Raw genomic sequence first — 26088 nt, 5'->3', positions numbered from 1 at the left:
TCTGTGTCTTTTTAGTAATTTTATAATGAACTTTTTAAAATACCGGAAATTCATATATGTACTTAATTTTTGATACGGAAACCACTGGCCTGCCTAAGAGTTGGAATGCCCCTGTTACCGATACGGATAATTGGCCAAGGTGTATACAAGTTGCCTGGCAACTGCATGATGAGGTGGGGAATTTGAAGGAGCATCATGACTTCTTGGTTCAACCGGACGGATTTGATATTCCATATGATGCGGAGAGAGTTCATGGCATTTCCACTCATTTGGCCCGGGAACAAGGGATTCCTTTAAATGAAGGACTGGCATTGTTTAATGAAGTTTTAAAAAAAACCAAGTATATTGTTGGTCAAAATGTAGGATTTGATATTAATATTATAGGGTGTGAATTCTACAGGCTAGGTGTAGAAAATAACCTGATCGACCTCCCTGTTTTAGATACTTGTACGGAACACACGGCACAAATGTGTCGAATCCCGGGAGGTCGGGGCGGGAAATTCAAATTACCGACATTAACAGAACTACACCACCACTTATTTGGCATTGGCTTTGAAGAAGCACACAACGCAACTGCTGATGTGGAAGCAACTACCCGTTGTTTTTTTGAGCTCATTCGTTTGGGAGCATTTACAAAGAAACAGCTGGGTGTTGATACGGATTATTTTAAGGCTTTCTCCGAAGCAAATCCCAAACCCGTCCAGGTTATCGGTTTAAAACATCGGAACTTAAAAAAAGAAAGCGATAACATCAGAAAACGGCTGGCTTCTGAAAAAGAAGCAGCAACTACAGAAGCTACCTCAGCAAGCCTAACGGCATTGGAAAACGTTCGGTTTGCTCATCTGCACAATCACACGCAGTTTTCAATACTACAGTCTACCATCCAAATTAGCAGTATTGTAAAAGCTGCCGCAAAAGACCATATGTCTGCAGTAGCCATAACAGATACCGGAAACATGATGGCTTCCTTTCACTTTGTGAGAGAAATACTAAATCATAATAAAAAGGTTTCCGTTACAAATAAACTTGCAGAAGAAAAAGGAGATATTTCTACCGAAACGACTCTAAAACCCATTATAGGTTGTGAGTTTTATGTTTGTGAAAATCACTTGGATAAATCGAGAAAAGATAATGGTTTTCAGGTTGTATTTTTAGCTAAAACAAAAAAAGGGTACCACAATCTGGCTAAAATGTCCTCTATTGCTTTTATAGACGGATTCTATTACGTTCCGAGAATTGACAAAAAAGTAATTAAGCAATATAAAGAAGATATTATTGTGCTGACGGGAAATACGTACGGTGAAATCCCCGGTAAAATTTTAAAAACAGGAGAAAAACAGGCAGAAGAAGCCTTGCTTTGGTGGAAAGAACAATTTGGAGATGATCTTTATCTCGAATTAATGCGCCATCACCTGGAAGAAGAAAAAGTGGTCAATGATGTTTTATTGAGGTTTTCAAAGCAACACAACATTAAAACGGTGGCTACCAATAATACCTTTTACCTCATTAAAGAGGATGCAAATGCACATGATATTTTATTGTGTGTAAAAGATGGCGAAAAGCAGGCTACTCCTAAAGGAAACGGAAGAGGATATCGTTATGGTTTATCAAATGACGAATATTACTTTAAGTCTACGGAAGAAATGAAAAGCCTGTTTGCTGACATTCCCGAAGCGATTATTAATATCCAGGAAATTGTTGATAAAATCGAGGTCTTTTCACTGGCGAGAGATGTTTTGTTACCTGCGTTTGATATTCCCGAAGAATTTCAGGACTCAAAAGATACGGAAGATGACGGAAAAAGAGGAGAGAATAATTATTTAAAGCACCTTACCTATGTGGGAGCTAAAGAGCGCTATGGTGACATATCCGATGAAATTAAAGAACGTATAGATTTTGAATTGAGAGTGATTGCCAATACCGGATATCCCGGATATTTCCTAATTGTGCAGGATTTTATCTCCGAAGCGAGAAAAATGAATGTTTCGGTAGGCCCCGGGCGTGGTTCGGCTGCGGGATCTGTGGTAGCCTATTGTTTAAAGATCACGAATATAGACCCCATTAAATACGATTTGCTTTTTGAGCGTTTCTTAAACCCGGAACGTATATCCATGCCTGATATTGATATTGATTTTGATGATGAGGGAAGAGGTCGTATCATGAATTATGTAATCAATAAATATGGGTCTAATCAGGTAGCACAGATCATTACGTATGGTACCATGGCTGCCAAATCTTCTATTAGAGATACAGCCCGTGTGTTAGACCTGCCACTGTATGAAGCAGACAGGATTGCCAAATTAATTCCAAATATCAAACTGAAAGATATTTTTAATAACGATGATAAAAATCAGGCCAAAATAGCCGGCTTACGTTCCGAAGAAAAAGAGATGGTAAACGAGCTGAGAACAATTGCTAATGGTGACGGAATAGAGTCCGAAACCATTAACAAAGCTATGGTTTTGGAAGGTTCCGTCAGAAATACCGGAATCCATGCCTGTGGAGTGATCATTACACCGTCGGATATTACCGATTTTGTTCCTGTTGCTACTGCAAAGGATTCGGATATGTATGTAACTCAGTTTGACAATTCGGTTGTTGAGAATGCCGGCCTGCTAAAAATGGATTTCCTGGGCTTAAAAACATTGACACTAATTAAAGATACCATTAAGATTATAAAAGCACGACAGGGAATTGAATTAGATCCCGAAAGTTTTTCGCTGGACGATAAAAAAACGTATGAACTCTTCCAACGAGGGGAAACAGTGGGTATATTTCAATACGAATCTCCCGGTATGCAAAAACACATGCGCACATTAAAGCCAACTGTTTTTGAAGATTTGATTGCCATGAATGCGTTGTATCGCCCGGGACCCATGGAGTATATTCCCTCTTTTATTAACAGGAAACACGGAAGAGAGGATATTGAATACGATCTTCCTGAAATGGAAGAATACCTTGCTGAGACCTACGGAATTACCGTATACCAGGAGCAAGTGATGTTACTTTCTCAAAAATTAGCCGATTTTACTAAAGGAGAGGCAGATGTATTGCGTAAGGCCATGGGTAAGAAACAAGCAGCCGTATTGGCAAAGATGAAACCACAATTTATTGAACAAGCCGGTAAAAAAGGGTATAGTGCTGAAAAATTAGAAAAAATTTGGAAAGACTGGGAAGCGTTTGCATCTTATGCTTTCAACAAATCTCATTCAACCTGCTATGCGTGGATTGCCTATCAAACAGCGTATTTAAAGGCCCATTACCCTGCTGAGTTTATGGCATCCGTGTTATCCAATAATATGAATGATATCAAACAGGTTTCATTTTTCATGGAGGAGTGTAAACGTATGGGACTGGAAGTTTTGGGGCCGGATGTAAATGAATCTTATTTAAAATTTTCTGTCAACAAAAAAGGAGCTATTCGTTTTGGAATGGGTGCTGTAAAAGGCGTTGGAGAAGCTGCTGTAAAAGCGATTATTGAAGAGCGCAAAAGTAATGGAAATTACCATTCTATTTTTGATCTTACCAAACGGGTAGATCTGCGTGCTGCAAACAAAAAAGCTTTTGACAGTTTGGCACTGGCAGGAGGCTTTGACTCTTTTTCCGGGACACATAGATCGCAATATTTTTACTTGGATGAAAAAGGGCAAGGCTTTATAGAAAAAGCCATTCGTTACGGAAATAAATACCAGGAAAACAAAAATTCTGCTCAGGTTTCTTTATTCGGAGAAACTTCTGATATTCAATTTCCGGAACCGGAAATGCCCTTTTCGGAACCTTGGGGAACTATAGAACAATTGGCTAAAGAAAAAGAAGTTGTGGGTATTTATATTTCTGCACATCCTTTGGATGACTTTAAGAATGAACTAAAATTTTGTAATGCAAAAGTGAGCCATTTTAAAGAAAATCTGTCTAAGCATATAGGTGCAAATTTATCTTTTGCAGGAATCATAACAGAAGTACAGCACCGTATTTCAAAGTCCGGAAAAGGTTGGAGTTCTTTCTTTGTGGAAGATTATTCCGATAGTTTTGAGTTCAAGATTTTTGGTGAGGACTACCTAAAATTCAAACACTTTTTAGTTCCTAATTCTTTTTTATTTATAAGAGTAACCATTCAAAAAGGCTGGATTAATAAAGACGGTGTTGAAGGCGATCCCAGGTTAAAATTCGTCGATTTTAAATTACTACAAGATATTTTGGATGAATTGTGTAAAAAAGTTACTGTAAACATCCCGGTTCAGCAAGTAAATGAAAAATCAATTGCTGCTTTTACCAAACTATTTACTGCTAAAAAAGGAAAACAATCTTTATATTTCAATATATGGGATGAAGAAGAAGAAATCGAATTAAATGTACCTAGTAGAAATACAAAAATAAAGGTAACCTCCAAACTCCTCAATACACTTGAAAAGCATTATATCCATTATAAATTGAATTAGTTTATACGGTAGAAGTTAAAAAATACTATATATTAAATCTAAAATGCATCACATCTCCGTCCTGTACAATATAATCCTTGCCTTCTATTCTCATCTTACCGGCTTCTTTTACTTTGGTTTCTGTTCCGTAATTAGCATAGTCTTCATAGCTGATCACTTCTGCTCTGATAAATCCTTTTTCAAAATCAGTATGGATTATTCCGGCAGCCTGAGGTGCTGTAACCCCTATAGATACGGTCCAGGCACGGACTTCTTTTGGTCCCGCAGTAAAATAGGTTTGTAAGTTTAATAATCTATATGCGGACCGGATTAAACGGGAAACTCCGGGTTCTTTCAACCCCATATCTTCCAAAAACAACTGGCGTTCTTCATAATCTTCTAATTCGGTAATATCAGCTTCCGTAGCAACGGCTAAAACAATCATTTCGGATCCTTCTTCCTTTATGGCATCTTTTACTGCAGTTATATATTGATTTCCGGAAACCACCGAGTTTTCGTCTACATTACATACATATAACACGGGCTTGGATGTAATAAGTTGCAAGGGTTTTACAAATTGTTCTTCTTTTTCCCTGAAATTGATAGCTCTTACGGAATTTCCTGCCAATAAGATTTCTTCAGCTTGCAACAGTACTTCCAGTTCGGTTTGAGCTTCTTTATTGCCTGTTTTGGCAATTTTTTTAACACGCTCCAGGCGCTTTTGAACGGTATCCAAGTCCTTTAGTTGTAGCTCAATATCAATGGTTTCTTTATCTCTTACAGGATTGATAGTGTGGTCGACATGAACAATATTATCATTGTCAAAGCACCGCAATACGTGTAAAAGAGCGTCTGTTTCGCGAATATTTGCTAAAAATTGATTCCCCAGGCCCTCTCCCTTGCTGGCTCCTTTTACCAACCCCGTATTCTATGATAAAAACAAGTAAAAGTTGAGATATTATTTTTACTAATTTATGCAGCAAATTTAAAAGTATCTACATAGGGTGTTTGTCGTTTGACAACGGCAAACACTCTTGCTATTAATTTGTTTCTAATAATGTTAACGGTACTCATTTTACTTTTGCCTTGTTTTATTCTTTTATGATAGTATAATTTCATTTCTGGGTTATGTTGTATAGCAGAAATAGCGCACATATTAATAATTGCTTTCAATTTTTTATTAGCCAAATGAGAGACTTTTGTACGTCCTTTAATACTAGTTCCAGATTGGTAAGGAAAAGGAGCAACACCACAATAAGAGGCAAACTTTCTCCAGTTTTCAAATTTTGAAAAATTGTCAGTAAACACAATCATCATTATAGCAGTTTGCATTCCTATACCTTTAACACTAGTAACAAGTTTATAGGTTTCTTTTAACATTATATTTTGGTCAATAATAGCTTGCATTTGAGTATTAATCTTGTGTATTTGTTTGGTTAGTTCTGCAATCATTTTTTGTTGAACGTCAAAGATTATTTTATACTCTTTTGCTTTATAAATTCTTTTTTGTTCTTTCAAAGTAACTTTAAAACCAGCTCTTTGTTTGTTAAGTTTTGTCCTTAAAGATAAGAGACTTTTTAGTTGTAATATACTTCTTTTAGGTAGCTTACTGGGTTTAAGTTCTTCTTTTAATCGATACCCATATAGAGCAATGCGTTTGGCATCAATTTGGTCATCCTTTCCACGAGCAATACCAATAGATCTTTTAATTTCTAAACCAGAAGCTATGAAAAAAGATAATTTTTGTTCAGTTAAAGACACAGATAATAAATGAGAGTACATTCCTGTATGTTCAAATACAAACATGGTTTCTTCTTTAGAGAAAGACGAATTTTTAAAACTCCACTTTAGCATTAATTTAAATCCAGATTTACTGTTCTCAAACTGTTGAACAATTTGTTTAGAATAGATACAAACATCAATTAATAATTTACTGACATCGATTCCGATAATTTCATTTGTTTTCATAATTTTGTAATTAGATATTAATAATAGTTACTTAAACTAAGACCTTTAATAAGGGCAGAAACTGAAATTCTATATGGTTCTAAGTAACTTTTAAAAAGAACGGAGACTAATACGGGGGATGGCTCTAAAAAGCTAGCTGGCCGCTAAAGTTCACTCCGTTCTTTTGTGTTTTTGGTTATCAACAAAATAAGAGTTATTAACAAAGAAAAAAAGAAGCAAAAAAAGAAATTTCATCATAACTATTATGTTTTTATTTTAAGTAATTATTTCTATTTGCTAATCTAAAGGCAATATCTACAATTTCAACCGTAGCAGGAATCACTTTTTCCGGTGCTACCAGTTTTTCTAATTTTTCTAATCGTATATCCGGAACATTTACAACACCCAGGTTAGGTTCTATCGTACAAAAAGGAAAGTTTGCACTTTGCACTTTTGCATTGGATAAGCAGTTAAACAAGGTTGATTTTCCTACATTGGGTAATCCTACAATTCCGGCTTTCATTCTAAAAATTTTGTGGCTGCAAATATACTATTTTACCTCCATTTACCTAACGTATGCTATTTCTGATTTAAAAATGGTCATTTCTGTACAGGAGATAAATCTTGGCAAGGTTAGCACAAAAGTATTCTTTTTGTTATTTTTTGTCAAAAATAATATTTCAATAACTTTGGTAAATTGAACTCGTTTAGACTTTTTGGGTTTAAGCGAAAATCAGAAGTTTTAGCTTTGTTGAAGTTTTTTTGTGTAACAGCTATCAATTATTTCTTCACCTTTGCCGAGCAACATCTCCAACGCTTGAAGGACAGAAAACAAATCAACCAGTATAAGATCGTCCAAGGACGCCTCAAAATTTGGCGAGCATTTACCCAACAAGACCCGTTGCCATTGACCACGATCACCGTTCCGTATTTAGAACGTTTCGAAGCCCACCTCAAACAACAACGTAACGCATCACAGAGAACAGTGATGAATTATTTTATCTTGATACGGACTATTTATAACCGTGCCATCAACCAAGGATATATAGACCGTCAATACTATGCGTTTGGCAAAGGCAAAATCCAGATAAAACTCCCCGAATCAGAAAAAGTGGGGCTGAATAAAGCCGAGGTAAAACAACTGGAACGAATAGACAATCTTACCCCCGCCCAAGACCACGCCAGACGGGTGTGGTTGCTCAGTTTTTACTTGGCAGGTGTCAGAGTGGGGACTTACTCCAGATCCGGTGGCAGTACGTCAGAGACGGTCGTTTGTACTACCGTATGAATAAAAACCAAAACTCGTTTCCCTCAAAATTCCAAAAAAAGCTGAAGGAATTCTCAGATACTACGAAGCAGAGAAACAAAGCGCACAGGACTTTGTCCTCCCGAATCTGACAGGCAACAAACCTCAACAACCCCACTCAAGTTGCTATGAGAATCAAAACCATTACCAGAAATCTTAATCGACATCTGGAAAAAATTCGCCAAAAAACGGACATAGAGAAAAAACTCTCGATGCACATTGCTCGCCATACCTTTAGAAGTTTGGCAGGGGGAGTATTCCGGTCCAAGTTCTCCAGAAACTCTACCGTCATTCCTCAATTACCACGACGGTGAACTATCAGCGGAACTTTATTCACGAAGAAACCGATGAAGCCCTCGAAAAAGTGGTGAATTTTTAAAGAAAATAATTGTTGACCCCAAACTGGCTTTGTTCCAGGAATATTTTTTTAAAGGCACCGATGTTGTTTTGCTCATAAAAGAACAGCATTGATTTTTTGTAATCGAGCGAATCAACACTTCGGTATGAGAGTGGACAGGCATCACCTGCTAAGAGTAAGGCAGTGCTAATCATGCGTCCAGTTCGTTTGTTCCCATCTTCAAAAGGTTGAATGTAGGAAATCAGCACGAGGGCTAAGAGGGCTTTCTCAAAAACATTGTCTTTGTCATTGATGAGCTGACACATGGCTTCTAGTTGCTCCCGAATCTGAAACTCATTATCCAATGGTCGATAGGAAGTTCCCGTAATACCGACTGATCGAGATCGAATATTGCGATTGATACCAAGATCTTCCATGAGTAAACTGTGAATTTCTTCTAGTAATCGTACGGTGAGCGTTTTGGCTACATCTTGTTCTTTCCATAAATATTGGAGGGTAGATTTATGGTTGAGGAGCATTTGGGTTTCTTCTGCTGTTTTGTCTTTGGCGGCTTGTTGTTCTTGAAATAATCTTTCTGTATCAAGCAAAGAATAAGTATTCCCCTCGATTTGAGCCGATTTCCAACTCAGTTCGATAGTGAGACGTTCGGTTTCTTTCTTACGTAAAACAGCTGATAATTGCGAACGGTTGTGTTGGTATTGCGCTTGGTATTGAGCTAATTCTTGTTGCTCATGAGGAGTAAATATGGCTATGTCGCTCAGGAGAGGAATAATGCCGAAATTAAAACTGGTTGCACCCCCACGCTGGTCTGGGTCTTGTAAAAAATACTGATCAGAAAAAGGGGCAAATAGTTGATAATGAGATGATATTTGATAGGTCGTGGCGCGACCCTTGCCGAGTTTTTGGAGGGCATTTTGGGCTACCAAATCAGCTAAATCACGGTTAAGGGTTTGCGTACTGATAGGATCAGGTAATTGTGCCTTAATTGCGGATATTCCTATGGGTTGATTTTCTTGAATCAGGGTTATAATAGCTTGTTGGCGATTGGTGAATTGCATAGTGGTAAATTTTATCTCTCACAAAACTATTGAAATCCTCTCACAAATGAGAGGGAAAGCAAAATAATTTAAGAGGATTTTTAAAAAATTGCTCCAGTCATATTTAGAAAGAGAAGTATTGTCATATAAAGTTAAGAAACGGAAATTGTAGTGCAAGTATGCAAGTTTTACGAAAAAAATTCGTAAAACAGTTTGCACTTGGGCGGGGTGATGCCCCTCACAACCCCAAAAATATTTGACAATATTTTTCTGTCTTATGATACTGTTATCATAAGCCAAGGACGGAAAACCAAGTGGTAACACTTCTTTCTCCTAACCCTCTGGTATTAGATTGCAACGACAATCTAATTATTGGCCTTTGTAAGGCTGGTATTGTCGTTGCAATATTCCGCCCTCGGGCGGAATGATTCGAAAGGGTCGCCAGCCTTACTGAGTTCAATAATCTGTAAGGTTTTCATTGCCTCTTAGCATTTACCCTTATGGATACACACAACTGGTTTTCCCATCGCCTCAACCAACAGATTGATTTAACAAAACTTCCGCAACAAGAATTAATTGCAGAAATTTTGCAAGAACGGACAGAATTATTGGCTTTTGAGGAGAGTTTGCAAGACAAGGAATAAAGCGAAAATTCTCCAAATTTTTTTATTTCATTGGTCTCAATCGTTAGTTGAAACTATGCACTTTCAGTGCAAGACTTTCAGTTGCTACACACTTTTGTATCTTTGAATTGTGAAAGAACAAATGCGACTTGGACATACTGTATCTTGGCTTACTGCGCACATAGTTTGGGTTACAAAATATCGTTATCATGTTCTCAAAGGTGACATTCAGAAACGTTGCCGAGATTTGGTTAAACGAGATTTGGTTAAACAAGTTTGCGATTCTGAGGGTGTACGAATTCTTAAAGGGGTGATAAGCAAGGATCACGTACATATTCACATCGAATACCGACCGTCTCAAAATATTAGTGATATTGTTAAACGCTTGAAGGGAAGAACATCTCGACGACTTCAAGCAGAATATCCAGAATTGAGTAAACGTTATTGGGGTAGACATTTTTGGGCTATTGGTTATGGCGTTTGGAGTACAGGAAACATTACTGATGAGATGGTACAAGTGTAATCTTCCCTAAAAACCGAACTGTTTAAAATTAGAAAGATTAATTTTAACTTTCAATAGACAAACAAAGCGAAAGAGTAAATTTTCACCTTCACATCTTGCAAAGATTTTGAAAGAGTTTGATCAAGGGAAAACAGTTGTAGAGATTAGCAGGGAACATGGGTTTATTTCAGCAACTTTTTACAAGTGGCGTTCTAAATATGCCGGGATGAGTTCCGGAGAGTTACGTTGCGTCAAAGAGCTTGAGGGTGAGAACCGGATGCTCAACCAGATGTATGCTTCTCTAGCCTTAGATCATCAAATGGCAAAAGAGGTTATTGCAAAAAAGCTTTAAAGCCTTGCCGTAAGAGAACGATAAGTAAAACACTTGCACATTATGGTATTAGCAGGGCGTGCCGAGTCTTAAATATGAGCAAGAGTGTTTATTATTATAAACCGTTACCCAAAGCCGATACTGAGATAGAGCTCGCTTTACAAGAAAAAGCAGTTCAACATTGAGAAGAAGGTTTTTGGAAGGCTTATAGTCGTTTACGTAATCAAGGCAAACCATGGAATCATAAACGATTGTATAGGGTTTACAAAGCATTAGGACTTCCTCTACGTGGTAAAGTAAAAAAACGATTACCATCTAGAGTGAAAGAACCATTAGAGGTTCCGGAAAATCTTAATGATACATGGAGTATGGATTTTGTTACCGATACCCTTGAGAACAAAAGACGTTTTAGAGCCTTTACTATTATCGATGACTGTAATAGAGAGGCATTACATATAGAAGTAGATTTTTCTTTACCAAGTAATCGTGTGTTTTGGGTACTTAACGATCTTGTTAATAGAAGAGGAAAGCCCAATAAGATACGTATGGATAATGGCCCGGAGTTCATTGCTAATATCACCGCTGTATGGAGCCAAATGCATGACATAGAGTTTACCTATATTCACCCTGTCAAACCAACTCAAAATGCATTTGTAGAGAGATTTAATGGAACTTATAGGCGAGGAGTTATTGATAAATATATTTTTGAGAACATTAACCAAGTAAGAGAACAAACCCAAGATTGGATGTATGATTATAATCATCATCGACCCCATGACGGGCTTGGTAGATTATCGCCAATAAAATACGCAGAAATTAATTCTCTTGGGGCTAGCTCCAAGAGAATTAAAACAATAAATTTATCAAATATTAGAAATTTAAACAGTTCTAATTAGGGGAAGCTTACAAACCCTAATCTAAAAAATACACGAATCCAGTTTAAATCATCATACGAGGTTACATTAGATTGTTTTTTTGACTCTTTAACTGTTTTATATATTTTATAGGAATAAATAAAAATAGACAAAGAAAATATACTACTAATGATTTCCTCAATTATGACATACTTTCTAAAAAAACTTAAGGCATCACTATTTACTTCTTGGTTGTATATATAAAATCCAAATCTCATTATTAAAAAAATGCAGAAAGAGGGTATAATAATTTTTAAAATCTGGATACTCTTTTTATTTAAATTTAAATAATGACAGAGAAATAAGTAAAAAAAAGGAGCAACCCAAAAATGCCAAGAGACTTCAAAATACCTTAGAAAAACATTACCTCGAAAAAAATCTTTAACTAAGACCCAAGATTGAAAATTGTTTAAAGATATAGCTAAGGCTAAAAGGTTAATGAAAATCAATACTTTATTCCTGCCTTCTTTTGAAAAGTATAAAACCAAACAAAAAACAAAACCATGAATTGCACTAATTAGCAAGAATAAATTAAAAAAATCTTCTACACTCAATTTTTAAAGGTCATTTTTATACTACTTAAGAGCAAAAGTAATCATTTTATATTGCTTATATAAATAGAAGTAATAACCCCTAAGCTATCAGTATCTTGTTTATCTTAATAAAAGTTAAACACATACTTGATATTTATAAATATCAGACAGCAATTTATAAATATCAAAATATAATAATTGTATAGTGCACTTTTCTTTATTTACTTAGCAGAATAAAATTTATTCCAAATGTATAATTATGCAAAAGATTCTATTTTTTCTATTTACTGTTTTTTATATAATAAATTTAAGTTCGCAAAATAATAAAATTAAGTTTGAATCTGTTTCTATTGCTTTTGGCGGATACCAACCCTCAAAAGGACCAAATGGTAATGCTAATTTTTATTTTAGTACTGATGCAACGTTCAATTGGAAAAGAAATTTATTTTCTGCTTCATTAAATAGAGGCTTTGATTGGGATATCTTGATTAAAGGTTCAAGGTATAACATCGAGTTAGATTTTCTTTATGGAAGAGAATTTAAAATATATAAATGGATTTTTTTACAAACACATTTAGGAATAGGTTATTTTAATGGAAGCTACTATAAGAGAGATTATGAAACTTGGGAAAATAGATGGGGGTTTATTAAAAATCAAAACAATACTAAAAATAACATTCGGGTTGGGTCTATAGCATTTCCTTTGAAATTAAAGTTGTTATTTTATACATCTCAATCTTTTTCTTTAGGAGGAAATTTAAATTACAGTTTTAATAATATATCTAATGTAAGCTCTTACAGTATTATTTTTTTGAAGAAATTTTAACTAAAAATATCCTAAGTACATGACAAAAATTTAGTCAAGTTCATATTGTTTTGATTTACAGGGTTTAATAGCACAGAAGCGATATAATCTAATCCATATTTGAATATGCTTTTAGCCATTCTTCCATGCTTTTTTATTTTGATAGGCTTAATCTGATGTAAATATATACCAACTTTGTAACACCATACGAAAGCCATCATTACAAGCAGTACTAATTTTTCAATACGCTTAATATCTTGCAGGTGTGTGTTTTCAATATCAAAGCCACTGGCTTTCATTGCTTTAAAACACATCTCTATCTGCCATCGTTCTTTGTATTGTTCAAAGGCCTTATCAGGAGCGTTGAACGATACAATGATTAAGAAATCAGGCTTTCCATTTTTTGGGTACAACTTGCATCCGGAAAGGAAACAAAGCTGACCATTAACACGTACAATTTTAGGATAATACACAAACTCATTGATCTTATGTGGATTAAACAAGTGAAATACTTTGATGGTTTTGTTCTTATCAGGAAGCTCTACCTTAAAGTTGTTTCGAATGCGGATATAATATTTGATTCCATTTGTATTCAAGAAATCCAACCAATGATTACCTACAAACTCTCTATCGGCTACAATGGATTTAATAACATCTTTGCCAAAAAGTCTTATGAAACGATTCACAAGATCAATACGCTCCTGACTGTTAGAGTTCCCTGGCTTATCTAACATAGTAAATAACAATGGGAAGGCAACACCTTTATAGACAACTCCCAACTTAAAAATGTTGATGTTGGTCTGACCAAACTTCCAATTGGTCCTATCAATACTCAAGATCAATCCCTCTTGCTTAGGAAGGAGACTAAATATAAGACGAGCGATCAAATCTCCATCCAACGAATAATCAGCAATAAATCTTTGAATACGTCTGAGTGATGACTTCGAATCTACTGAGGTCTCAAAAGCGTTGGCTACCTTTTCAAAGGTAACTGTCTGTACCTTACAGAGGGCGATAATGAAATGTGATATGAGTTTGATTCTTGCCAAATTGATCTTACCTTGGAAATGAGAACTTAAAACTGAATTTAATTCACTACTTTTAGTGGAAGCATTGGTTTTTTTCATTAGAAAAATGAGTGATGTTATTCTTCTAATATACTGAAAATCAATGCTTTATTTTAATTATTTAACATTTAATTTACTGATAATCAATTAATTATATTTTTTGTCATGTACTAAAAACAAATTTCCTTAATAATTTTTTTAACCACTTAAAATTAAAATATGAAAACAAACATTTTAAAAACAGTTTTATTATTTGTAGTAATTACATTTTTTAATTGCTCAAATAATGATGACCCCATTGAACAAGACCAATTACCTCCGATAACACAAACTGGAGCTAACACTTTTGGATGTTTAATTAACGGTAAAGTACTTATTCCAAAAGACGGTACAGGTGTACCTCAACCAAAAGGAATTATGGTCAAGTACAGAGATAATAAGAACTTTATTATTGATGCTACTAACTTAAAAGATACTAATGGAGATTGGATATACCTATATATAAATAATTTAACTTCAACAAGGACTTATACTTTTGGCTCAAGTAACGGAGAAAACGACTTAACTTTCGAGCCTGACTTTCCACATTGTATAATTCCCCCCATTGATAGGACAGATTTTATTAAAACTTAAATGAGATAATGATGTTGAAAGAGGGGGGTCCGGGAGGAGACTGATAACTCTCATTTTTTGTGAATAACTCCCCAAAGTATCATCATATCTCATGCTGCTATTTTTAGGGTTTGTTGATAAATGGTTTGAGGATGTTGATTACCGATACTTTGATGCCTTCTTTGTGTATTGTAATACTCGAAATACTCCTTTAAACCTCTATAACATTCTCTACCGTCACTAGCTGGAAACAAATATACATGTTCGTATTTGACACTACGCCATAATCGTTCAATGAAAATATTATCAATAGCTCTTCCTTTACCATCCATACTGAGCTTGATGGCTCTATCAGGATGAGTTACCCAATGGCAGAACTCATAGGCAGTAAACTGACTCCCCTTATCTGTATTGAGAATCTCTGGTTTTCCATGTTTTTCAATAGCCTCTTGTAAGGTTTCTCTGCACCGGTTACTTGTCATCGTGTTGGATAATGACCAACCCACTACATAACGACTGTAAAGGTCTATAATAGCACATAAATACAAATACCCTCCCTGAACTGGAATGTAGGTAATATCCATTGCCCACACTTGATTGGAATGTCTAATCTTTAACTTACTCAACAGGTACTTATAGATTCTATGCAAAGCCCCTTTACCTCTTTTGGAAGTATTAGGCTTGGGGCCAACGGCAGACAACCCCATGAGTCTGTAAAGGCGTTCTATGCGCTTTTTGTTGATCTTATAACCCTTATCCATATTGAGCCAAGTAGTTATACGAGGAACTCCAAGCCATGGGTGAAGCAGATGCTCCTCATCTATCAATCTCATGATCTCCAGATTCAATGAACTCTCTCCCTTTGGAATGTAATACACACTACTACGATGAATTTGTAATAAATCACATTGCTTTACAATAGACAGCTTACTTGCCTTGTCAACCTGTTCTTTACGCTGTTTTGAACTCTTATTCATGACAAGGCTTTCTTTAAAAAATCAATCTCCATCTTTTGCTGACCGATCTTCTTTAAATAACGATCTTCTTTCTCTTATGACTCTGTTTTTGAATCCTTTACCGGACGATCATCAAATACAGCTTGACCATTCTTTAAAAATTGAGCCTTCCAATTGGTAATTTGGGTTGGATGGATCTCATATTTACGAACCCAACTCTTGAATCGTATAACGCTCGCTCAAGGATTCTAAAAACACCTTGAATTTAAACTCTGATGTGAATCTTCTTCTACTCATGATACAGTAAATTTATAATTAAAAATCTAACTTAAATTACTGTCCGATTTTTGGGGGAAATTATAGGTCGAACCTAAACATTCTCGTTCTACAAAAAGCCTAAATCGTGAAAAGGTGGTTGATGGTTTTGTCTGGAGCGCGTGGCGGGAAGAATTGAGAACTTTCCTTATGGGAAATGATTTTTTTATACCCAAAATATGAGAGGAAAAAACTCAAAAAAAAGAAATGGAGTATTTCTAAGCAAGAACGTGAAATCAATATGGAATCTATATAGATTGATGATTTCGCCTACTTGCCAAAGGAGACCTTTGGAATCCGCGGATGAACGCAAATTGATTGTGACAAGAAAAAGATATGCAGTAAACATTACGCAATATATTTCAAAATTTTGTGAAGAACATTACAGGAACATTACAGCAAGTATGCAAGTCAAGCACATTTTAATACACATCTTAGAAATATATGTCTTGCACCTTGTTTAGGGAGTACCTCCCTAAAAACCCTGCCTGAGATAGTATAACATAAATGAGGAACGCTACTTTGTTGTCCGATAGTTGTCTAAAAAAACAAAAGCAGTTACAAAATTCATGTAACTGCTTAATAATTAAGTAGCGAAGACGGGATTTGAACCCGTGACCTCAGGGTTATGAATCCTGCGCTCTAACCACCTGAGCTACCTCGCCATAATTAAGAGGCTGCGAATATAATTGATTTTTACCTTTCCACAAGATACACTTTTAATTTTTTTTAAATGAATTTATTAGTTATATTGCTTGAATTATACTATAAAAAATTCTTGTTTTTTTATATAAATTCAGGCGAGTAAATGGGTAAAATAAAATACGAAATAGAGTTTCCAATTCATGCTTCTCCGAATATGTTATATCGATATTTTACTTCTCCTTCCGGTTTGGAAGAATGGTTTGCGGACGGGGTAAATTCAAGAGGAAAATTGATTATATTTATGTGGGAAGACTCTGAAGAAACAGCAATCATCGTTTCTAAAAAACAAGATGAAAAAGTACGTTATAAATGGCTGGAAAGCGAAGGAGATGAAACATATTTTGAATTTAAAATTCAAGTAGACGCTATCACCAAAGATGTTTCTTTAATTATTACTGATTTTGTGGATGAAGATGAAATAGAAGAATCTAAATTACTGTGGGAAAATCAAATTGACGAATTAAAACACAGAATAGGAGCATAGGGTTTGAAAAACCGGTTGCGTACTATGTGGGTTTGCTATGTTAATTTAAAAGGACTCCCGATAGTGTTTATATCTTTCTTTTTTACATTGAACTCATTTAAACTTTTTCAATTTGCTAAAAACTTCTAATTTTCGCTTAAATCCAAAAAATTTAAATGAGTTCATTAAATTTCTTCTGTAAAAAACTAAATTTTGATTAAAAAACTTTAGTACATGACAAAAAATATAATTAATTGATTATCAGTAAATTAAATGTTAAATAATTAAAATAAAGCATTGATTTTCAGTATATTAGAAGAATAACATCACTCATTTTTCTAATGAAAAAAACCAATGCTTCCACTAAAAGTAGTGAATTAAATTCAGTTTTAAGTTCTCATTTCCAAGGTAAGATCAATTTGGCAAGAATCAAACTCATATCACATTTCATTATCGCCCTCTGTAAGGTACAGACAGTTACCTTTGAAAAGGTAGCCAACGCTTTTGAGACCTCAGTAGATTCGAAGTCATCACTCAGACGTATTCAAAGATTTATTGCTGATTATTCGTTGGATGGAGATTTGATCGCTCGTCTTATATTTAGTCTCCTTCCTAAGCAAGAGGGATTGATCTTGAGTATTGATAGGACCAATTGGAAGTTTGGTCAGACCAACATCAACATTTTTAAGTTGGGAGTTGTCTATAAAGGTGTTGCCTTCCCATTGTTATTTACTATGTTAGATAAGCCAGGGAACTCTAACAGTCAGGAGCGTATTGATCTTGTGAATCGTTTCATAAGACTTTTTGGCAAAGATGTTATTAAATCCATTGTAGCCGATAGAGAGTTTGTAGGTAATCATTGGTTGGATTTCTTGAATACAAATGGAATCAAATATTATATCCGCATTCGAAACAACTTTAAGGTAGAGCTTCCTGATAAGAACAAAACCATCAAAGTATTTCACTTGTTTAATCCACATAAGATCAATGAGTTTGTGTATTATCCTAAAATTGTACGTGTTAATGGTCAGCTTTGTTTCCTTTCCGGATGCAAGTTGTACCCAAAAAATGGAAAGCCTGATTTCTTAATCATTGTATCGTTCAACGCTCCTGATAAGGCCTTTGAACAATACAAAGAACGATGGCAGATAGAGATGTGTTTTAAAGCAATGAAAGCCAGTGGCTTTGATATTGAAAACACACACCTGCAAGATATTAAGCGTATTGAAAAATTAGTACTGCTTGTAATGATGGCTTTCGTATGGTGTTACAAAGTTGGTATATATTTACATCAGATTAAGCCTATCAAAATAAAAAAGCATGGAAGAATGGCTAAAAGCATATTCAAATATGGATTAGATTATATCGCTTCTGTGCTATTAAACCCTGTAAATCAAAACAATATGAACTTGACTAAATTTTTGTCATGTACTTAGTTAAAAAACACAAAATTTAGTTTCACTTCAGTAACCACTTCGTTAGTCTATAAATTTTTTTCATTTGTTTTTTGTGAATTTTCAAATGAAAAAATTCATGTACTTTTGTGCTGATAATTATGATAGCTAATGTATGCCACTAAATTTTAACGGCGACTTAATTTCCGGCACAAGGGTAAAACTTACAGTTGATAACAGGGGTTTCAAATATGGAGATGCTCTTTTTGAAACTGTAAAAATATATCATGGCAAGGTTATTTTTTGGGAAGACCATTATTTTAGACTAATGGCTTCCATGCGTATGTTACGTATGAAAATTCCTATGAATTTTACACTGGAAAATTTGGAAGAAGAGATTTTAAAAACCGTTTTGCCTATCTCAAATTCAAAAGTTCTCAGAGCAAGATTTAGTATATATAGAAAAGATGGAGGATATTATATGCCTGATTCCAATGAGGTGGATTATTTAATTGATGTTTCGGAATCAATCGTACAAAGGAAAAATGTATACCGTATAGATTTATTTAAGGATTTTTATCATTATTCCGGACTACTTTCGACATTAAAAACAAATAACAAAATTTTAAACATTCTTGCATCTGTTTATGCTAAGGATAACGGTTTGGATAATTGTGTCTTGTTAAATGAAAAAAAAAATATTACAGAGGCTACAAATGGAAATATTTTTATAGTGAAAGGGTACACCATTAAAACTCCGCGTTTGACCGAAGGCTGTTTAAAAGGAATTTTAAGAAAAAAAATAATAGAAATTATAACTGTTGATGAAGATTTTACAGTTGAAGAAACAGCTATAACACCCTTTGAAATTCAAAAAGCGGATGAAGTTTTTATTACGAATGCTATTATTGGGATTCAACCGGTAACAAATTACAGAAAAAAAGCATTTGCCACTAAAGTTTCGGAAAAACTCATCAAGAGTTTACAGCTGTTAGAAGCCAAAGAAAAAGGTTAATTCAAGTTGATATTGCCAGGAGCATTTGCCCAGATTTTATATTCACCTCCTTTTTGCAGCAGTTTATTTTTCCAAAGACTTTTGTTGTCCTCATTTAAAATATTTGTAAAATCGTTTTCAGATATAAACCAGGAATTAGCTGCTATTTCATCGTCTAATTGATTTGATATCCAACCCGAATATCCTAAGAAAAATCGTATTTGAGAGGGGCTGATTTCTTGATTGATTAAAGCATCTTTTAACGAATTGAAATCACCTCCCCAGTAAATATCTTCAGTAACTTTTATACCATCTCGTATTAGATCGGGAGATTTATGTATGAAAAACAGACTATCCTGATCCACGGGACCTCCCTGGTATACTAAGAAATTACAATCAATCTCCGGGATGAGGTCTTTTACGGTATAATCTAAAGGTTTGTTAAGAATAAAACCAATAGTGCTATTTTCGGTGTGTTCCGTTAATAGAATAATTGCCCTGTTAAAAGAGTGGTCATTTAAAATAGAGGGCTCGGCTATTAACAACTTTCCTTTGGTTAGCTGCACTATTTTTTGTTTTTGGAATTAATATTTTGAGATCTTTGCAAAATAGTGATGTATTCCGTATTTAAATTGATTTGGCTTCAAATTTCTTCCTTCTCGAAAATTTTAAATCCTCAAAACCAACAGGTTATTCCAGCTGAAAATTTTCTTCGGGTGTCGAACTTTTTTGCCAAATCAATTCTGCAAAGGTCTCATTTTCTTAAACATTAAACAATTTTAGATAAAAAAACTCTCTTAAAAAGAGAGCTTTTTACACTTTTTCTAAAGTATGATTTAGTTTACAGAGTCACTTAATCCAGCTCCAGCTTTGAACCTAACAACATTTTTAGCTGCAATTTTGATTTCTGCTCCGGTCTGAGGGTTTCTTCCATTTCTTGCAGCTCTTTTAGATACTGACCAAGTTCCCCAACCTACTAAAGCAACTTTACCACCTTTTTTCAAAGTAGCAGTAACGTTATTTGTAATAGATTCCAAAGCTGCTTTAGCGGCTACTTTAGAGATACCTGCATCAGCAGCTATTGCATCGATTAAATCTGATTTGTTCATAATAAATAGAATTTAAAAAATTAATTGATATTTTTAACTTATATAAGTTGGACAAATATAGACGGATTGTGGCTTCGTGCAAGTTTAAGGACTAAAAAAATGCTGTTTTGTTGATAAATGAAGACAAATTGTTAATAAAGACGTGGAATGGGTACTAAAAAACCTACAGGCCTTATCTCTAAAAGAGTTTATATCGAATGGCTATATACATTGAGTCAAAAAATTAATTTTACAAAAATTAAATTCAATCAGTTGATATTGAGGTATAAAAATTCGTAATTGTGAATTTAAAATTTATATAATTAAATAATAGTGCTAGCACATCATAGCATTCCGGTCAAATGAGAAACCATTTAATAAACTAATGCTATTCATTTTTTTCTTTCCTGATAATTTTATTTCAATGATGCGGATAAACCCGTTTTTTACGGCTACCCGTAATTCTTTTCCGTAACTAATTATTTTTCCCGGTATAAGGTCGTGTGGTTCCTCAACTTTCTCAATAGTGTAAATTTTGGTTAAAATATGGTCTTTACCATTTTTTAAAGTAGTCCATGCTGTAGGAAACGGATCAAGCCCCCTGATTTTGTTATATACATTGGATAAGGTGTCATTCCAGTCTATTTTACAATCACCCGGATAGAGCTTCGGAGCCGTTTTTACTTCTGTTTTCGGCTGTTTAATGATCATTACATTGCCTTTTGCAATTAAACGAACGGTATTGAGAACCAAATCAGCTCCGAGATACATTAATCTGTCATGTAACTGCCCTGTGGTTTCATCATTTTTAATATGAATTTCTTTTTGTAAGATAATTGCTCCGGTATCTATTTTATCATCAATAAAAAAAGTGGTAACCCCTGTTTTATGCTCTCCATTCATAATGGCCCAATGTATTGGAGCTGCTCCTCTATAGTTTGGAAGCAATGAAGCATGCAGGTTAAATGTACCCATTTTTGGCATATTCCAAACAACTTTAGGAAGTATTCTAAAAGCTACAACGATCTGCAAATCAGCATGCAATTCTTTTAATTCGGATAAAAAAACTTCTTTTTTAAGGTTAGCGGGTTGCAACACAAGTAACCCCTGTGATTTTGCATACTTTTTAACGGCGGATTCGTTTAATTTTCTTCCTCTTCCCGAAGGCTTGTCCGGTGCGGTAATGACACCAACAATATGATGATTATTTTCAATTAAAGTTCTTAAAATAGTGACAGCGAAATCAGGAGTCCCCATAAAAACGATTCTGATGTCTTTCATTTTATATAGTATTTATTGTAATCACTAATGCCAATTTTTTCTTCTGACAAGAGGTGTTGCAAATATATTAAAATGTCTTTTTCGTTTGCATTTATATATGTCTGAATTTCTGCCGATGATAGTTCAGGATGCCTTTTAAGAAGTTTTAATATCTCCGGAGAATAATCTGTTGTTTGATACCTTTGACTTAGACAAACATCGCAAACCCCACAATCAACAGTGGTTATTTCTCCAAAATAAAATAGAAGTTGTGCACTTCTGCATACGGTTTTATTTTTAATGAAATGTATGAGCTCTATTCCTTTTTGTTTTCGTTGTTTTAAATATATAGTTATATTTTTTGAGATTCGGTTAATAGTTCTGTCATCTTCTCTCTGAACTAAAAAATAGATAGTATTTGCCGTTGCCGTTGCTTTGTATCGTACTATTTCTTCACGGTGCAATTTTGTAAGCACATTTGTTACATTTTTTGACGTGGTTTGTGCTTTTTTTGCGATGAAAAATTCATCAATTTTTATTTTATGATCAAAGATTCCGGTATAGTTTCGTATAATAGTATCTATGATTTTTTTAATAGTTGAGGATTGTTTTTTATAACGGATCAATCTCTCGGAACTAATCCTAAATTGCAATGTTGACTTTTTGTTGAAAGCAGTATTTATTGCTATAATACCATTATTCACTAATAGGTTAAAAATGGTAGTAGTTTTTGAAAAATAAAGATGATAGCGATGACAAAATTCGGAAAAATGTATATGAAAAGCATTTCCGGGAAGTTCGCCGTAAGCAATACCAAAATATTGATTGAGTTTTTTATATACTTCTTTTACTTCTTTTATAGTGGGCAATGCACTTTCTAATTGTTCTTTATATTTCCGGGTATCATTGTTGTTTTGTAAAACAACAGAGAAAGCCTTATTTCCGTTTCTACCGGCCCTGCCTGCTTCTTGTACATAATTTTCAATGCTATTGGGTATGTCTAAGTGAATAACAAGGCCGACATTGGCTTTATCAATACCCATTCCAAAAGCATTGGTGGCAACCATAATTTTGGTTTTTTCGCGAATCCAGTCATCATAGGCGATTTGTTTTTCCGGGAAACTTAACCCTCCGTGATAAAAAGAAGCTCTGATATGGTTTGCATTTAAAAAAGAAGCTATTTCTTGCGTTTTTTTGCGGGAATTTACGTATACAATAGCCGGACTTTTTTTTTTTGAAAAAAACTGCAGTAGTTTGCCCAATTTATCTTCGGCATCAATTACCCGATATGCCAGCTGTGCTCTTTTCATCGATTTTTTAAAAATAGCAGCATTTGGAATATCCAGATTTTTAATGATATCATCTATTACTTTTAATGTTGCTGTTGCGGTAAGGGCAACACAGGTGGCTTTTGGATGTATTTCTTTAAGAGTATTGATATTTCTATACGAAGGTCTGAAATCGTGCCCCCATTCGGAAATACAATGTGCTTCATCAATGGCAATTAAATGTACGTTTAACTCTTTTATTTTTTCTTTAATAAATGTAGCGGAGAGCCTTTCGGGCGAAATATACAAGAACTTAGAAACTTCTGATTTTAAGGCATCGAAGACAGTAATTACTTCACCCTGACTGCTACCGGCATTTATGGTAACTGCTGTAATTCCTTTTTCATTTAGGTGTTTCACCTGATCTTTCATCAAAGAGATAGTAGGTGAAATGACAATGCATACTCCGTCTGATAGCAGTGCAGGAATTTGAAAACAAATAGATTTCCCTCCACCGGTTGGCAAAACAACAAGGGTATCCTTTTTTTCTAAAATGGACGAAATAATAGCTTCCTGAGTGTCTCTAAACTCAGTATGTTTCCAATATCGTTGAAGTATGTCTATGGGTTTCTTCATATATCGCTTTTAAGCGAATTAATAATGAAATCGGTTCTTTCTTTAAGAGAACCAAAAGGAACATTTATCAGGGTATAACCTAATTCCCGATATGCTTTTTCGATAAAAGAATTGATTTTTTTTGCACCTTCAAAGGCTTCATACCGTTCATTATCATTGTGATAAATTTCTTTCCACGGTAAAAAAAGATATACTTTATCATACTTGTGAAACGTACACTTCTCTTTAAAATATGGAGGGTATTTTGTATTGCTGAACTCCAGATAGGCATATATATCCGGTAAGCCCCTGTCAAAAAATACCCACTCATCAGTTACCTCAGCAGCATTTAAAAATTGTTTTTCTCTACCTTCCAGTAAAAGTTTGCTAAACAATAACGGATCGGTTAAGAAAAGCTGGTCAATGCCTTCTTTTTGAGCATTTAGCGTAATTTCTCTGGAAATTTCCGGCATACAATAATATCCTTGCTTAACTAATTGATTCACTACAGAAGTTTTTCCCGTACCCGGCCCGCCTATTAAAACAATTTTTTGTTGCATAAAACAAAAATATAAGATTCTATTTATTAAAATAATATTTAGTGTAATTTTGTGATTATTAAAAATAATAATAATTTTATACTTTTCATGGCCGGTAAAGAAGAGGTATTTTATAAAAAATTAAAAACTCAACTGAAAGAAACAACAACATTTCCTACAGATTATATGTATAAATTTATTGTTCCTGCCGATAGAAATCAGGTACAAGAGGTACAGCAAATATTTGACAAAGGAGGAGTTGTAGTAAACACTAAAAAATCTAAAACAGGAAAGTATGTCAGTGTATCTATAATCATTAGTGTACTTACTGCAGACGAAGTGATAAAGTATTACAGAAAGGCTGAAAAAATTGAAGGAATTATATCGTTATAAATTAAGCTTAACATGAAAAAAATAATAGTTCTCATTTGTCTTACATTATTGATGACAAATTCGTATGGTCAAAAAAAAGATAAAATACTGGTTACCATTAATAATGAAGAAATCAAAGTTTCAGAATTTAAACGGGTTTTTGAAAAGAATCTGGAAACCATAGAAACCAAAGAAGGAAGGGATGTCTTAAAGAATTTAGAGCTCTTTATTAATTATAAACTTAAGGTCAATGAAGCGTATAAGTTGAAGTTAGATACGTCCCGACCGTATAAGAGAGAAATAAATACTTATAGGAATCAACTAATAGCTCCTTATTTACAAGATAAAAAGGTTTTGGAAAAATTGGTAACAGAAGCGTACGATAGAACAAAAAAAGAAATAAGAGCAAGTCATATATTATTGAAGTTTCCACGCAATTACAAACCCGAAGATACTTTATCTGTTTACAAAAAGATAATGCACATCAGAGATTCTATAGTTGGCGAAAAGGCAAATTTTTCTGAAGTAGCTAAAAAATATTCGGAAGACAGTTCGGTGAAAATAAACGGAGGTGATTTAGGCTTTTTTAGTGCATTTCGGATGGTGTATGATTTTGAAGATATGGCTTATAAAACACCTATTGGAGAAGTTTCCATGCCATTTAAAACCAGATTTGGATACCATATTGTTAAAAAAATAGCAGAACGACCCTCCAGAGGCGAAATAGAGGTTGCTCATATCTTACTATCCGATAAAACGGCAGCCGGGAAGCAAAAGATAGATTCCGTATATCATAAATTACTCGCCGGAACTTCATTTGACGTTTTGGTAAAAGAATATTCTGATGATGTAAACACAAAAAATAAAGGTGGTAAATTAAATAGATTCGGATCGGGAAGAATGATAAGACCTTTTGAAGATATTGGATTTTCCTTGAAAAATGTAGGTGATTATAGCAAGCCTTTCCAAACGCAATTTGGTTGGCATATTATAAAATTAATTGGTAAATATCCTGTTTTACCCTTTGAAAAAATGAAAGAAGAAATGAGCTCTAAAATTAAAAGAAACGGAAGAGCAAAACTATCGGATATTGCTGTTTTAAATAAGCTTAAAAAAGAATATGAGATAACCGAGTATGAAGCTGCAAAAGAAATTTTTAAAAGAGAAGACATTCGGGACATTTCTAAAGACTCTTTACAGGATATTATACTTAGTATTAACGGGAAAGACATAAAACAAGAAACATTTGTTTCATATATTAAATATAGGACTAATAAATCTACCGAGTTTCTTTTTAATGATTTTATAGATGCTCAGGTAAAAACATATTTTAAAGAAAATCTGGTGCATACGGAACTTGAATATGCATACCAGTTGCAGGAGTATAAAGACGGGATTTTATTATTCGAATTGATGAATCAAAAAATATGGGAAAAATCTTCTAAAGATACCATAGGCTTGCAAACCTATTTTGATGCTAACAGAGCAAACTACACGGAAAAATATCTAAGTAAAATCAGAGGAAAGGTCATTAGTGATTATCAGGATTATTTAGAGAAGAGATGGATTGCAAGGTTAAGAGAGAATAATAGTGTGAAAATTAATAAAAGAGCACTTAAAAAACTGATTAAATACTACAGAAAAGAAGAATGAAGCAAGGTGCTGT

General features: G+C 34.2%; 22 protein-coding genes, 1 tRNA gene and 2 pseudogenes. 12 read left to right on the top strand and 13 right to left on the bottom strand.

Annotated elements, in window-relative coordinates:
- Positions 1 to 56: 56 nt before the first annotated feature.
- Complete coding sequence (gene dnaE / locus GKR88_14205; protein ID QMU65330.1) at positions 57 to 4439, top strand: DNA polymerase III subunit alpha; 4383 nt, start codon at positions 57 to 59, stop codon at positions 4437 to 4439.
- Between the two features lie 25 nt (positions 4440 to 4464).
- On the opposite strand, the gene ychF (GKR88_14200) is transcribed toward dnaE, so the two are convergent.
- The 3 genes and pseudogenes from ychF (GKR88_14200) to ychF (GKR88_14190) all read right to left on the bottom strand — a co-directional run bounded on the left by ychF (GKR88_14200) (position 4465) and on the right by ychF (GKR88_14190) (position 6888).
- Complete coding sequence (gene ychF, locus GKR88_14200; protein ID QMU65329.1) at positions 4465 to 5337, bottom strand: redox-regulated ATPase YchF; 873 nt, start codon at positions 5335 to 5337, stop codon at positions 4465 to 4467.
- A gap of 53 nt (positions 5338 to 5390) precedes the next feature.
- Positions 5391 to 6386, bottom strand: coding sequence for a transposase (locus GKR88_14195; protein QMU65328.1), 996 nt, complete (start codon positions 6384 to 6386; stop codon positions 5391 to 5393).
- A gap of 268 nt (positions 6387 to 6654) precedes the next feature.
- Positions 6655 to 6888 (bottom strand): annotated as a pseudogene (gene ychF / locus GKR88_14190) (redox-regulated ATPase YchF).
- Positions 6889 to 7062: 174 nt separating this feature from the next.
- Here ychF (GKR88_14190) and GKR88_14185 point away from each other — a divergent pair.
- Positions 7063 to 7653, top strand: a complete 591-nt coding sequence (locus GKR88_14185) for a hypothetical protein (GenBank protein ID QMU65327.1) — start codon at positions 7063 to 7065, stop codon at positions 7651 to 7653.
- A 393-nt stretch (positions 7654 to 8046) separates the two neighbouring features.
- Here GKR88_14185 and GKR88_14180 read toward each other — a convergent pair whose 3' ends face one another.
- The gene (locus tag GKR88_14180; GenBank protein ID QMU65326.1) at positions 8047 to 9087 is read right to left on the bottom strand and encodes a cell filamentation protein Fic; all 1041 of its coding nucleotides are present in this window, start codon (positions 9085 to 9087) and stop codon (positions 8047 to 8049) included.
- A gap of 479 nt (positions 9088 to 9566) precedes the next feature.
- Between GKR88_14180 and GKR88_14175 the strand changes: the two genes are divergently transcribed.
- From GKR88_14175 to GKR88_14165, 3 genes and pseudogenes are all read left to right on the top strand, one after another.
- Complete coding sequence (locus GKR88_14175) at positions 9567 to 9710, top strand: hypothetical protein (protein QMU65325.1); 144 nt, start codon at positions 9567 to 9569, stop codon at positions 9708 to 9710.
- Positions 9711 to 9831: 121 nt separating this feature from the next.
- Positions 9832 to 10212 carry an IS200/IS605 family transposase gene (gene tnpA, locus GKR88_14170; protein ID QMU66728.1) on the top strand — a complete coding sequence of 127 codons (381 nt, stop codon included), beginning with the start codon at positions 9832 to 9834 and terminating at the stop codon, positions 10210 to 10212.
- Between the two features lie 40 nt (positions 10213 to 10252).
- Positions 10253 to 11418: pseudogene (locus GKR88_14165) on the top strand (IS3 family transposase).
- Here GKR88_14165 and GKR88_14160 read toward each other — a convergent pair.
- A complete protein-coding gene (locus GKR88_14160) occupies positions 11415 to 11990 on the bottom strand; it encodes a hypothetical protein (GenBank protein ID QMU65324.1) in 576 nt (191 codons plus the stop codon). The pseudogene GKR88_14165 and the gene GKR88_14160 sit on opposite strands and share 4 nt — an antisense overlap.
- 238 nt (positions 11991 to 12228) lie before the next feature.
- Here GKR88_14160 and GKR88_14155 point away from each other — a divergent pair, with 238 nt between their 5' ends.
- Positions 12229 to 12795 (top strand): hypothetical protein, encoded by a 567-nt coding sequence (locus GKR88_14155; GenBank protein QMU65323.1) that lies wholly within the window; start codon positions 12229 to 12231, stop codon positions 12793 to 12795.
- A gap of 11 nt (positions 12796 to 12806) precedes the next feature.
- On the opposite strand, the gene GKR88_14150 is transcribed toward GKR88_14155, so the two are convergent.
- Positions 12807 to 13901 carry an IS4 family transposase gene (locus GKR88_14150; GenBank protein ID QMU65322.1) on the bottom strand — a complete coding sequence of 365 codons (1095 nt, stop codon included), beginning with the start codon at positions 13899 to 13901 and terminating at the stop codon, positions 12807 to 12809.
- Positions 13902 to 14060: 159 nt separating this feature from the next.
- Here GKR88_14150 and GKR88_14145 point away from each other — a divergent pair, with 159 nt between their 5' ends.
- Positions 14061 to 14474 (top strand): hypothetical protein, encoded by a 414-nt coding sequence (locus GKR88_14145; protein ID QMU65321.1) that lies wholly within the window; start codon positions 14061 to 14063, stop codon positions 14472 to 14474.
- A gap of 89 nt (positions 14475 to 14563) precedes the next feature.
- Here GKR88_14145 and GKR88_14140 read toward each other — a convergent pair whose 3' ends face one another.
- Both GKR88_14140 and GKR88_14135 read right to left on the bottom strand, forming a co-directional pair.
- Positions 14564 to 15430 (bottom strand): IS3 family transposase, encoded by an 867-nt coding sequence (locus tag GKR88_14140; GenBank protein ID QMU65320.1) that lies wholly within the window; start codon positions 15428 to 15430, stop codon positions 14564 to 14566.
- 885 nt (positions 15431 to 16315) lie between these two features.
- Positions 16316 to 16389 (bottom strand) — tRNA-Met (locus GKR88_14135).
- 143 nt (positions 16390 to 16532) lie between these two features.
- Here GKR88_14135 and GKR88_14130 point away from each other — a divergent pair.
- From GKR88_14130 to GKR88_14120, 3 genes are all read left to right on the top strand, one after another.
- The gene (locus GKR88_14130; protein QMU65319.1) at positions 16533 to 16913 is read left to right on the top strand and encodes an SRPBCC domain-containing protein; all 381 of its coding nucleotides are present in this window, start codon (positions 16533 to 16535) and stop codon (positions 16911 to 16913) included.
- Between the two features lie 320 nt (positions 16914 to 17233).
- Positions 17234 to 18328 carry an IS4 family transposase gene (locus GKR88_14125; GenBank protein ID QMU65318.1) on the top strand — a complete coding sequence of 365 codons (1095 nt, stop codon included), beginning with the start codon at positions 17234 to 17236 and terminating at the stop codon, positions 18326 to 18328.
- 133 nt (positions 18329 to 18461) lie between these two features.
- Positions 18462 to 19301, top strand: coding sequence for an aminotransferase class IV (locus GKR88_14120; protein ID QMU65317.1), 840 nt, complete (start codon positions 18462 to 18464; stop codon positions 19299 to 19301).
- On the opposite strand, the gene GKR88_14115 is transcribed toward GKR88_14120, so the two are convergent.
- The 5 genes from GKR88_14115 to GKR88_14095 form a co-directional block, all read right to left on the bottom strand.
- Entirely contained in the window at positions 19298 to 19849 is a 552-nt protein-coding gene (locus GKR88_14115) for a YqgE/AlgH family protein (protein ID QMU65316.1), read from the bottom strand. The genes GKR88_14120 and GKR88_14115 overlap by 4 nt on opposite strands.
- 267 nt (positions 19850 to 20116) lie before the next feature.
- A complete protein-coding gene (locus GKR88_14110) occupies positions 20117 to 20389 on the bottom strand; it encodes a DNA-binding protein (protein ID QMU65315.1) in 273 nt (90 codons plus the stop codon).
- A 315-nt stretch (positions 20390 to 20704) separates the two neighbouring features.
- A complete protein-coding gene (locus tag GKR88_14105) occupies positions 20705 to 21625 on the bottom strand; it encodes a methionyl-tRNA formyltransferase (GenBank protein QMU66727.1) in 921 nt (306 codons plus the stop codon).
- A 20-nt stretch (positions 21626 to 21645) separates the two neighbouring features.
- Positions 21646 to 23532 (bottom strand): RecQ family ATP-dependent DNA helicase, encoded by a 1887-nt coding sequence (locus GKR88_14100; protein QMU65314.1) that lies wholly within the window; start codon positions 23530 to 23532, stop codon positions 21646 to 21648.
- A complete protein-coding gene (locus GKR88_14095; GenBank protein QMU65313.1) occupies positions 23529 to 24071 on the bottom strand; it encodes an AAA family ATPase in 543 nt (180 codons plus the stop codon). The genes GKR88_14100 and GKR88_14095 overlap by 4 nt, the downstream gene beginning before the upstream one ends.
- Positions 24072 to 24158: 87 nt before the next feature.
- On the opposite strand from GKR88_14095, the gene GKR88_14090 reads away from it, so the two are divergent.
- Both GKR88_14090 and GKR88_14085 read left to right on the top strand, forming a co-directional pair.
- Positions 24159 to 24443, top strand: a complete 285-nt coding sequence (locus tag GKR88_14090) for a DUF493 family protein (GenBank protein QMU65312.1) — start codon at positions 24159 to 24161, stop codon at positions 24441 to 24443.
- 12 nt (positions 24444 to 24455) lie between these two features.
- Positions 24456 to 26075, top strand: coding sequence for a peptidylprolyl isomerase (locus GKR88_14085; GenBank protein QMU65311.1), 1620 nt, complete (start codon positions 24456 to 24458; stop codon positions 26073 to 26075).
- Positions 26076 to 26088: the final 13 nt, after the last annotated feature.

This window comes from Flavobacteriaceae bacterium, assembly GCA_014075215.1.
Lineage (GTDB): Bacteria > Bacteroidota > Bacteroidia > Flavobacteriales > Flavobacteriaceae > Polaribacter.
This window is presented reverse-complemented; position numbering and strand designations above follow the sequence as displayed.

What these genes read in the sequence shown, in the direction of transcription:
- GKR88_14195 (QMU65328.1), bottom strand. Translation starts at nt 6,386, where the DNA reads ATGAAAACAAATGAAATTATCGGAATCGATGTCAGTAAATTATTAATT.
- GKR88_14130 (QMU65319.1), top strand. Translation starts at nt 16,533, where the DNA reads ATGGGTAAAATAAAATACGAAATAGAGTTTCCAATTCATGCTTCTCCG.
- GKR88_14140 (QMU65320.1), bottom strand. Translation starts at nt 15,430, where the DNA reads ATGAATAAGAGTTCAAAACAGCGTAAAGAACAGGTTGACAAGGCAAGT.
- GKR88_14125 (QMU65318.1), top strand. Translation starts at nt 17,234, where the DNA reads ATGAAAAAAACCAATGCTTCCACTAAAAGTAGTGAATTAAATTCAGTT.
- GKR88_14110 (QMU65315.1), bottom strand. Translation starts at nt 20,389, where the DNA reads ATGAACAAATCAGATTTAATCGATGCAATAGCTGCTGATGCAGGTATC.
- GKR88_14180 (QMU65326.1), bottom strand. Translation starts at nt 9,087, where the DNA reads ATGCAATTCACCAATCGCCAACAAGCTATTATAACCCTGATTCAAGAA.
- GKR88_14120 (QMU65317.1), top strand. Translation starts at nt 18,462, where the DNA reads ATGCCACTAAATTTTAACGGCGACTTAATTTCCGGCACAAGGGTAAAA.
- GKR88_14145 (QMU65321.1), top strand. Translation starts at nt 14,061, where the DNA reads ATGAAAACAAACATTTTAAAAACAGTTTTATTATTTGTAGTAATTACA.
- dnaE (QMU65330.1), top strand. Translation starts at nt 57, where the DNA reads ATGTACTTAATTTTTGATACGGAAACCACTGGCCTGCCTAAGAGTTGG.
- GKR88_14100 (QMU65314.1), bottom strand. Translation starts at nt 23,532, where the DNA reads ATGAAGAAACCCATAGACATACTTCAACGATATTGGAAACATACTGAG.
- GKR88_14090 (QMU65312.1), top strand. Translation starts at nt 24,159, where the DNA reads ATGGCCGGTAAAGAAGAGGTATTTTATAAAAAATTAAAAACTCAACTG.
- GKR88_14150 (QMU65322.1), bottom strand. Translation starts at nt 13,901, where the DNA reads ATGAAAAAAACCAATGCTTCCACTAAAAGTAGTGAATTAAATTCAGTT.
- GKR88_14095 (QMU65313.1), bottom strand. Translation starts at nt 24,071, where the DNA reads ATGCAACAAAAAATTGTTTTAATAGGCGGGCCGGGTACGGGAAAAACT.
- GKR88_14105 (QMU66727.1), bottom strand. Translation starts at nt 21,625, where the DNA reads ATGGGGACTCCTGATTTCGCTGTCACTATTTTAAGAACTTTAATTGAA.
- GKR88_14175 (QMU65325.1), top strand. Translation starts at nt 9,567, where the DNA reads ATGGATACACACAACTGGTTTTCCCATCGCCTCAACCAACAGATTGAT.
- tnpA (QMU66728.1), top strand. Translation starts at nt 9,832, where the DNA reads ATGCGACTTGGACATACTGTATCTTGGCTTACTGCGCACATAGTTTGG.
- GKR88_14155 (QMU65323.1), top strand. Translation starts at nt 12,229, where the DNA reads ATGCAAAAGATTCTATTTTTTCTATTTACTGTTTTTTATATAATAAAT.
- GKR88_14085 (QMU65311.1), top strand. Translation starts at nt 24,456, where the DNA reads ATGAAAAAAATAATAGTTCTCATTTGTCTTACATTATTGATGACAAAT.